We start from the raw sequence: 2735 nt of genomic DNA, 5'->3' as shown, positions 1-2735 counted from the left end.
GCGCTCGCGATCACCCGCGTCCCGGTGATACGGACAGAAGCGAGCGCTCCTTCGTGCAGACACAGCAGCTGCAGCGCCAGCCCGGCAGGGTCCTCGAAACCCGCATCTGCCGCGAGCGACTCGAGGAGGTCGCGCAGCCATTCCTTTTCCCCCACCGCGATGGCGTAGCCGGGGTGCCGATGATCCGGCATCTCGGCCAGTGCATTGATGAACGCGCAACCGCGCGGGTTGCCGCGCGTCCACTCCTCGAGCACGGCGAACGGCACGAGGAGTCGGCCCACTGCATCGTCCACCTCATCGAGACGCGCTGTCAGCTGAGCCCGCCATCGACGGTCGCGTTCGAGCAGATACGTCGCGACCAGCACATCCTTGGAGCCGAAGCGGTCGTAGAGCGTGCGCTTGGTCACCCCGGAGGCATCCGAGACGGCATCGACCCCGACCGCCGTGATCCCCCGCTCGTAGAAGAGTTCGGCAGCGGCGTCGAGGATGCGTCGCGCACCGGGAGTGAGGGTGTCCGGATCGAGGGCGGTTGCATTCACAGATCGGTGAACCTATCGTGAGGGACGGCGTACTTCACCGATCAGTGTACGAGGAGGACCTCATGAGCGACAGCATCCGCATGACCGCTGCCCGCATCCACGCTCACGGAGGACCGGAGGTCTTGACCGTCGACCGCATCCCGGTTCCCACCCCTGCTCCCGGTCAGGTTCGCATCCGGGTCACTGCAGCTGCGCTGAACAACACCGACCTCTGGACACGCGAGGGGGCGTACGGGACGCCCGACGACCCGGACGCCGCCACGGGGTGGATCGGTCCGATCGGCTTCCCCCGCGTACAGGGCGGAGATGCCGCCGGCTACGTCGACGCCGTCGGCAGCGGAGTCGATGACACCCTTCTCGGCAGCCGGGTCGTCGTGGATCCGGCGCACTACGACAGCGAGCACGACGACGCTCTGCCCGTGCGCATCCTCGGCAGCGAGTATGACGGCGGCTACGCCCAGTACGTCGTCGTCGACGAGGCCGACGTGCATCGGGTGGACGATTCACCGCTGAGCGATGCTCAGCTGGCCGCGCTTCCGATCGCGTATGGGACAGCGATGGGCATGATCGAGCGCGCCGGGGTCTCGACGAATGACGTGATCGTGGTCACCGGCGCGTCCGGAGGTGTCGGTGTCGCGCTGGTGCAGCTCGCCGTCGCCCGCGGGGCGGACGTGATCGCCGTGTGCAGCGCGAGCAAGGCCGACGGCGTGCGCGAGGCAGGCGCCACTCACATCGTCGACCGTGCGGGAGACGTGTGGTCGGACGTGCGACGGATCGCCCCCGACGGCGTCAGCGCGGTGCTCGATGTCGTCGCCGGGCCCCATGTCCGCGCGGGCATTCCGGCGCTTCGTCCCGGTGGCCGCTGGGTCGTCGCCGGAGCCCTCGGCGGTCACGAGATCGACATCGACGTACGTCGCCTCTATCTGCACAACCTCTCGCTCATCGGCTCCACGATGCACACCCGTGCGCACTTCCGCGCCTTGATGGTCCTCGCGCGGAGCGGCACCGTTCGTCCTCTGATCGCGCAGACCTTCCCGCTCGAGCAGGTTCATCGCGCGCAGGAAGAGCTCGCATCGCGGCGACACGTCGGAAAGCTCGTGCTGCTCCCCGCTGCCTCCCCGCAGAGCTAGCCTTTCGGCATGACCACCACGGCCGCGGTCCCGTACTTCTGCTTCCCCGGCAACGCCCGGCAGGCCCTCGAGCGGTACGCCCGCATCTTCGGGGGCGACCTCGACCTGCACACGTACGCCGCCTTCGGCCGGACCGACGGGCCGGATGACGACATCGCCCACGGCATGCTGACAGGTCCGGTCACGGTCTTCGCATGCGACGCCGGCGCCGACGAGGACGGCTTCCACAGCGTGGGACTGTTCCTGTCGCTGCTCGACGCCGCACCCGTCGACGACCTGCGTCGCTGGTTCGCCGAACTGTCCGCCGGCGGCCGCGTCATCGATCCGCTTCAGAAGCGCGCGTGGGGCGACTGGGACGGTCAGGTCCGCGACGCGTTCGGCGTGACCTGGCTCATCGGCTTCTCGGGCATGACGGATGACTGAGCACCCCGCGTCCCGCGCGACGGTCACGCTGGTGGTGAACCTGCCCATCACCAAGCCCGACGCCCTGGGATGGACGGTGCACCTGGCCGGCGAATGACCGACGCGCTACCGTGTGGGTGACGTTGCAGAGGAGACCACGATGATCGGCATGGTGCGTGAGGTCGCCCTCGCCGCGTTCGCCGTCGTGGGCCTCGCCGCACCGCCCTCCGTCGCCTCCGTCGGCGCTCTCGCCGTCACGGCGGCGCTCGTCATCGGTGTTCTGCTCATCGCCCTGCGCGTTCCTCCGGTCGACGAGAACGGGGCGTGCCCCCGACGGACGGCGTCCGCGGCCATCTCCCCCTCGGCACCCCTCGCGCAGAGCGACCCCGACGCTCCGGGGCATCCGCGGTCGCGGGCACCGGGTCTCGTGACACCGGCCACGTAGACCGAGCCGCGCCCCGCCGGGGTGCGGGCATCCCTTCGTGGTCGTCTCCCTTCTCGACGCCACGACAGATTCGGATGCCCATGGACCTCTTCGCCGTTCCCCCCTTCTCCTCCGCCCTCTCGGCGGTCTATCACGCCCTCACCGCGCTTGCCGACCTGCTTGCACCCGTCGCGGGGGCCGGGGCCCCGGCCCTCGCCGTCGTCGCCGCGACCCTCTTCG

4 protein-coding genes are annotated in these 2735 nt (G+C 69.8%); 3 read left to right on the top strand and 1 reads right to left on the bottom strand.

Annotated features, from left to right (window positions below; all coding sequences use genetic code 11):
- On the bottom strand, window positions 1-539 hold a 539-nt coding region (locus tag B4E30_RS04025; protein ID WP_414683183.1), incomplete at its 3' end, for a TetR/AcrR family transcriptional regulator.
- Window positions 540-601: 62 nt separating this feature from the next.
- On the opposite strand from B4E30_RS04025, the gene B4E30_RS04020 reads away from it, so the two are divergent.
- From B4E30_RS04020 to B4E30_RS04010, 3 genes are all read left to right on the top strand, one after another.
- Window positions 602-1669: a zinc-binding dehydrogenase gene (locus B4E30_RS04020; protein WP_286793606.1), complete on the top strand. Its 1068-nt coding sequence runs from the start codon at window positions 602-604 to the stop codon at window positions 1667-1669.
- A gap of 9 nt (window positions 1670-1678) precedes the next feature.
- Window positions 1679-2092: a VOC family protein gene (locus tag B4E30_RS04015; RefSeq protein WP_286793605.1), complete on the top strand. Its 414-nt coding sequence runs from the start codon at window positions 1679-1681 to the stop codon at window positions 2090-2092.
- Window positions 2093-2204: 112 nt separating this feature from the next.
- On the top strand, window positions 2205-2516 hold the full coding sequence (locus B4E30_RS04010) for a DUF6412 domain-containing protein (protein WP_286793604.1): 312 nt from the start codon (window positions 2205-2207) through the stop codon (window positions 2514-2516).
- Window positions 2517-2735: the final 219 nt, after the last annotated feature.

It is taken from the genome of Microbacterium sp. UBA3394 (assembly GCF_002358725.1).
Lineage (GTDB): Bacteria > Actinomycetota > Actinomycetes > Actinomycetales > Microbacteriaceae > Microbacterium > Microbacterium luteum.
This window is presented reverse-complemented; position numbering and strand designations above follow the sequence as displayed.

Bases quoted from the DNA above. Each gene is read 5' to 3' on its own strand.
- B4E30_RS04020 (WP_286793606.1), top strand. From the start codon at position 602: ATGAGCGACAGCATCCGCATGACCGCTGCCCGCATCCACGCTCACGGA.
- B4E30_RS04015 (WP_286793605.1), top strand. From the start codon at position 1,679: ATGACCACCACGGCCGCGGTCCCGTACTTCTGCTTCCCCGGCAACGCC.